We start from the raw sequence: 4,083 nt of genomic DNA on the forward strand, positions 1-4,083 counted from the left end.
AAATCCGACTGGGACGCCTACGAAACCTCCTGGGATTTCACCACGCTCCCGCTGCTCTCGCCGGATCATCGCGGCGAGACGCTGGCGGCGAGCTATGCCACGCTGCGCGCCCATTGGCAGTCCATGACGGACGAGATGAAAGCCCTTGAGGAAGAGAACAACCGCATCTTCATCGACGCCTATGGTCTGCAAGACGAGCTGACCCCCGAGGTGCCGATCGAGGAGATCACCCTCACCTGCAACCCCGCCTATCGTTATGGCGTGAAGGGCTCCGAGGAAGCCAATGAGGCCCGCCTGCGCGCCGATACCATGGCCGAGTTCCTGTCCTACGCCGTGGGCTGCATGTTCGGGCGCTACAGCCTCGACGCGCCGGGCCTGATCCTCGCCAACCAGGGCGAGCGGCTGGAGGATTACCTCGCCCGCATCCCCGAACCGACCTTCATGCCCGATGCGGACAACGTGATCCCCGTGCTCGACGGTGACTGGTTCCCCGACGACATCACCGAACGCTTCCGCCTGTTTTTGCGCACCACCTTCGGCGAGGCGCATTTCCGCGAGAACCTGCGCTATGTCGAAGAGGCGCTTGGCAAGGACATCCGCAAGTATTTCACCAAGGATTTCTACGCCGATCACGTCAAACGCTACAAGAAGCGCCCGATCTACTGGATGTTCTCGAGCCCCAAGGGGACGTTCAACGCGCTGATCTACATGCACCGCTATCGCGCCGACACGGTGTCGGTTCTGCTCAACGATTACCTGCGCGAATTCATCAGTAAGCTTGAGGGTGAGCGAGGGCGGCTAGAAAAGCTGTCCGATGATCCAAGCGCCAGCCAGGGCCAGCGCACCAAGGCGCTGAAGGACATGGCCGTTATCGCAAAACAGGTCGACGAGCTGAATGAATGGGAACGCGATGTCGTCTTCCCGCTGGCGCAAACCAAGATCGAGATCGACCTCGATGACGGCGTGAAGGCGAACTATCCCAAGTTCGGAGCCGCGCTGAAAAAGATTGTTGGGGTGAGTTGATGGACACGAACGCGCTGAAGAAGTTTGCCCAAGCCGCCCGCAATTTGGCTGTAGATCAGGTCAGCTCCAAGCTTGATCTGGTGCTTGATCCGGCCTCGCCCGCGCGGCGGGAACATCCGCAGGCGATGAAAGAGCTTGATGCTTCGATCGCGCGGGATGGTAAGGCGCAGGTGATCGAGCAGGTCGCCTACACCTGGTTCAACCGTTTCACTGCGCTGCGCTTCATGGATGCGAATGGCTACACGACGGTTGGGGTTGTTTCGCCGGCTGAGGGGCAGACGCGGCCGGAGATATTGGCTGAGGCGATGGCGGGGAACCTGCCCGAGGGTGCGTCGGGAAGCATCGCGGCGCTGCTTGATGGCCGCACGCCATCGTCTGATCCGCAGGGGGAGGCTTATCGCCAGCTCTTGGTCCATGCCTGCAACCAGTGGCACGGGCCGATGCCGTTCCTGTTCGAAGAGTTGGACGACTATACCGAACTGCTGATGCCCGAGGATCTGCTGTCGCAATCCTCGATCCTTGCCGAACTGCGCAAGGTGATGACCGAAGACGCTTGCCAAGACGTCGAGATCATCGGCTGGCTCTACCAGTTCTACATCTCGGAGAAGAAGGACCAGGTCTTCGCGGGGCTGAAGAAGAACCAGAAGATCACCGCCGAGAACATCCCCGCCGCGACGCAGCTCTTCACCCCGCACTGGATCGTCCGCTACCTGGTGGAGAACTCGCTGGGGCGGCTCTGGCTGCTGAACCGGCCCGACAGCCGCCTGGCGGAGCGGATGGACTATTACATCGCGCCCGAAGAGCCCGAGACGGACTTCCTGCGCATCACCAAGCCCGAGGATATCCGCATCTGCGATCCCGCCGCCGGGTCGGGGCACATGCTGACCTATGCCTTTGACCTGCTCTACGCCATCTACGAGGAAGAGGGATATGACGCGACAGAGATCCCCGCGCTGATCCTGACGCACAACCTGACCGGGGTGGAGATTGACGACCGCGCGGGCGCGCTGGCCGCCTTTGCGCTGGCGATGAAGGCGGCGGCGCGGCTGGGGCGGCGGCGGTTCCTGCGGATGGGGGCGAAACCCGACATCTGCGTGTTGCAGAACGTGAGCTTTACGCCTGCCGAGATGCAGGACGTGGCCGCCGTGGTGGGCAAGGATCTGTTCACCGATGAGCTGCGCGAGACATGTGCGCAGTTTGAGCAGGCCAAGAACTTCGGCTCGCTGATCGTGCCGAGGTTGCGCGATCCGGCAGAGACCCTGCGGGTGGTCGAGGCGCGGGATTTTGGCGGCGATCTGTTGTTGAAAGAGGTGCAGGAGCGCATTACCGCCGTGCTGCGCATGGCCGAGGCGCTGTCGCCGAAGTATCACGTCGTGGTGGCCAACCCGCCGTATATGGGCTCGAGTGGGATGAATGTGCAGATCGCCGCCTTTCTGAAAGAAAAATATCCTAACGTAAAATCAGACTTGTTCTCCGCGTTCATCGCCAGAAACATCCAACTTGCCTTGCCTAAAGCACAGTTGGGCTTCATGACACCATTTGTATGGATGTTCATCTCGTCATACGAAAAACTTCGACTATTATTGCTTGAGCAAAAAACAATAACAAGCTTGATTCAATTGGAATATTCAGGCTTTGATGGTGCTACGGTACCAATTTGCACATTCACTTTGCAGAACGATTGTGACCCAAAATTCAAAGGCGGTTATATTCGACTTTCGGATTTCCGCGGCGCAGCCAACCAAGGCCCAAAAACACTGGAAGCTATAAGCAATAAAGACTGCGGGTGGTTCTATCGCACATCAGCGGAAGACCTTGGGAAAATTCCGGGAAGACCAATTGCGTATTGGGTATCAAATAATATTGCTAACTTATTTGATAATGTCCCAAGTTTATCTTTGAGCGCAACTGCAAAGCAAGGCTTGGCAACGGGAGACAACGATAGATTCCTGCGAGCTTGGCATGAAGTAGGGAAGGCTTCCATCAATCGCACCACCAAGTCTTTTCAAGATTCTGAGAGCTTAGTAGAAAAGTGGGTACCTTATTCAAAAGGTGGGGGGTATCGGAAGTGGTTTGGGTATTCTGACTTTGTAGTCTATTGGCCCAATGGCGGGGAAGCTATTAGAAATTTCAAAGATGAAAATGGTAACGAGAGATCGCGTTTCAGGGCCTATGAGTATTATTTTAAGGAGGCAGCAACTTGGGGGTTAATAACTTCGTCCAAGTTTAGTTGCCGCTACAGAGATTTTGGCTCAGTTTTTGACATTGGGGGTATGTCAGCTTTCTCAAAAGATGCCAAGCCGGATAACTTGGTTTCGTTTCTCAATTCAAAACCATGTGAAACAATGCTTTCTCTGCTCAGCCCAACTCTAAACTTTCAGATTGGGGATATTGAAAAGCTACCACTCAAAATCGAAATGCTCGGTTCCGACCTTTTGCATTCTATTTCTAACGGCTGCATCGAACTCTCCAAATTCGACTGGGACGCCTACGAAACCTCCTGGGATTTTACGACGCTCCCGCTGCTCCAACCCGATCACCGCACCGAGACGCTGGAGGGCACCTACACCACCCTCCGCACCCATTGGCAGGGCATGACGGACGAGATGCAGCGGCTGGAGGAAGAGAACAACCGCATCTTCATCGACGCCTACGGGTTGCAAGACGAGCTGACCCCCGAGGTGCCGCTCAACGAGATCACCCTCACCTGCAACCCCGCGTATCGCTATGGCATCAAGAACGAAGCCGAGGCCAACGAGACCCGTCTGCGCGCCGACACCATGGCCGAGTTCCTCTCCTACGCCGTGGGCTGCATGTTCGGGCGCTACAGCCTTGATGCGCCGGGCCTGATCCTCGCCAATCAGGGCGAAACGCTGGCCGACTACCTCGCCCGCATCCCCGAGCCGCAGTTCATGCCGGACGAAGACAACGTCATCCCCGTGCTCGACAGTGACTGGTTCCCCGACGACATCACCGAACGCTTCCGCCTGTTCCTGCGCGTTAGTTTCGGCGAGGCGCATTTCCGCGAGAACCTGCGCTATATCGAGGACGCGCTTGGCA

At 57.2% G+C, this 4,083-nt stretch carries 1 protein-coding gene and 1 pseudogene; both read left to right on the forward strand.

Features of this window, described 5'->3' with window-relative positions:
* Positions 1-1,023: pseudogene (locus AC4GMC_RS17405) on the forward strand (BREX-1 system adenine-specific DNA-methyltransferase PglX); the annotation flags it as partial.
* Positions 1,023-4,083, forward strand: a 3,061-nt coding sequence (gene pglX / locus AC4GMC_RS17410) for a BREX-1 system adenine-specific DNA-methyltransferase PglX (protein WP_488047593.1), incomplete at its 3' end; no start/stop codon positions are given. The pseudogene AC4GMC_RS17405 and the gene pglX, both read left to right, overlap by 1 nt.

The sequence above is a fragment of the Thalassobacter sp. genome (genome assembly GCF_982993085.1).